The 1,936-nt window shown below is 67.2% G+C and carries 2 protein-coding genes; both read right to left on the bottom strand.

The window, feature by feature from the left end:
* Window positions 1–91: 91 nt before the first annotated feature.
* Window positions 92–1,054 (bottom strand): electron transfer flavoprotein subunit alpha/FixB family protein, encoded by a 963-nt coding sequence (locus tag KN815_RS48860; RefSeq protein ID WP_216348170.1) that lies wholly within the window; start codon window positions 1,052–1,054, stop codon window positions 92–94.
* Window positions 1,055–1,138: 84 nt separating this feature from the next.
* Window positions 1,139–1,924, bottom strand: coding sequence for an electron transfer flavoprotein subunit beta/FixA family protein (locus tag KN815_RS48855; RefSeq protein ID WP_216348169.1), 786 nt, complete (start codon window positions 1,922–1,924; stop codon window positions 1,139–1,141).
* Window positions 1,925–1,936 lie beyond the last annotated feature (12 nt).

The following is a 1,936-nucleotide window of genomic DNA, read 5'->3' as shown; positions in this document are numbered from 1 at the left end:
GGCTGGTCAACACCCCCTTCGGCAGACGTGTGGCCCCGTACGCGCATCGCGTACGGGGCCACACGGAATGCCCTGAGGGGATCGCGGAGGATCAGCCCTTGCGGGTCTTGACCTCCTCGGTCAACTGCGGGACGACCTCGAAAAGGTCACCGACCACGCCATAGTCGACCAGATCGAAGATCGGAGCCTCGGCGTCCTTGTTGACCGCCACAATCGTCTTCGAGGTCTGCATACCGGCCCGATGCTGGATCGCACCCGAGATACCCGCCGCCACGTACAACTGCGGCGAAACCGTCTTACCGGTCTGACCCACCTGATTGGTGTGCGGATACCAGCCCGCGTCCACCGCCGCACGCGAAGCACCCACCGCCGCACCCAGAGAGTCCGCGAGGGCCTCGACGACAGGGAAATTCTCCGCACCACCCACACCACGCCCACCGGAGACCACGATCGCCGCCTCGGTCAGCTCCGGACGCCCCGTCGACTCACGCGGCGTACGCGACACCACCTTCGTCCCCGCCGCCCGCTCCGAAAACGACACCGACAACGCCTCGACCACACCCGCGGCCGCAGCAGCCTCCACAGCCGCCGAATTCGGCTTCACCGTGATCACCGGCGTACCCCTGGACACCCGGGACTTGGTGGTGAAAGCCGCGGCGAACACCGACTGCGTGACAACCGGACCCTCCGCACCGGCCTCCAGATCCACCGCATCGGTGATGATGCCCGACCCGATACGAACCGCCAGCCGCGCCGCGATCTCCTTCCCCTCCGCCGAGGACGGGAACAACACGGCGGCCGGGGACACCGCCTCATACGCGGCCTGAAGCGCGTCCACCTTCGGGACCACGAGGTAGTCGGCGAACTCGGACGCGTCAGCGGCCAGCACCCTCACCGCACCATGCTCGGCAAGGACGGACGCGGTGCTCTCCGCACCCGCGCCCAGCGCCACCGCGACGGGCTCGCCGATACGGCGGGCCAGCGTCAGCAGCTCCAGGGTGGGCTTGCGGACGGCACCGTCCACGTGGTCGACATAGACAAGGACTTCAGCCATGGGAATCGCTCTCCTGCGACATGCGAAAGAAACGGACGGTAAGGACAGCGGGGCTCAGATGAACTTCCGACCCGCCAGGCGGCATCAGATGAATTTGCGCTCCGCGAGAAAGGCGGCGAGCTGCTTGCCGCCCTCGCCCTCGTCCTTGACGATCGTGCCCGCGGTACGGGCCGGACGCTCCGTAGCACCGTCCACCACGGTCCAGGCACCCTCCAGACCGACCTCGTCCGACTCGATCTCCAGGTCCTCCAGGTCCCAGGAGGTCACCGGCTTCTTCTTCGCCGCCATGATCCCCTTGAACGACGGATAACGCGCCTCACCCGACTGGTCCGTCACCGACACCACCGCCGGAAGCGCCGCCTCCAGCAACTCGGTCGCACTGTCCCCGTCCCGGCGCCCCTTCACCGTGCCGCCCTCGACCGACACCTCCGACAGCAGCGACACCTGCGGCACACCCAGCCGCTCCGCCAGCATCGCCGGAAGCACACCCATCGTGCCGTCCGTGGACGCCATACCGCAGACCACCAGGTCATAGCCCGTCTTCTCAACGGCCTTGGCCAGCACCAGCGACGTACCCAGCGCATCGGTGCCATGCAGATCGTCGTCCTCGACATGCACGGCCTTGTCCGCACCCATCGACAACGCCTTGCGCAGCGCGTCCCTGGCATCCTCCGGACCCACCGTCAGCACAGTGATCTCGGCATCGTCAGCCTCGTCGGCGATCTGAAGAGCCTGCTCGACCGCGTACTCGTCCAGCTCCGACAGCAGGCCGTCCACATCGTCGCGATCGACGGTCAGGTCCTCGGCGAAGTGCCGGTCGCCAGTGGCGTCGGGCACATACTTCACACAGACAACGATCCTCAAGCTCACGCCGGCTCTCCT

The organism is Streptomyces niphimycinicus (genome assembly GCF_018883605.1).
In the GTDB taxonomy this organism is placed as follows: Bacteria; Actinomycetota; Actinomycetes; order Streptomycetales; family Streptomycetaceae; genus Streptomyces; species Streptomyces niphimycinicus.
Note: the sequence above shows the minus strand (reverse complement) of the source record. Positions and strands in the feature narration are given on the sequence as shown.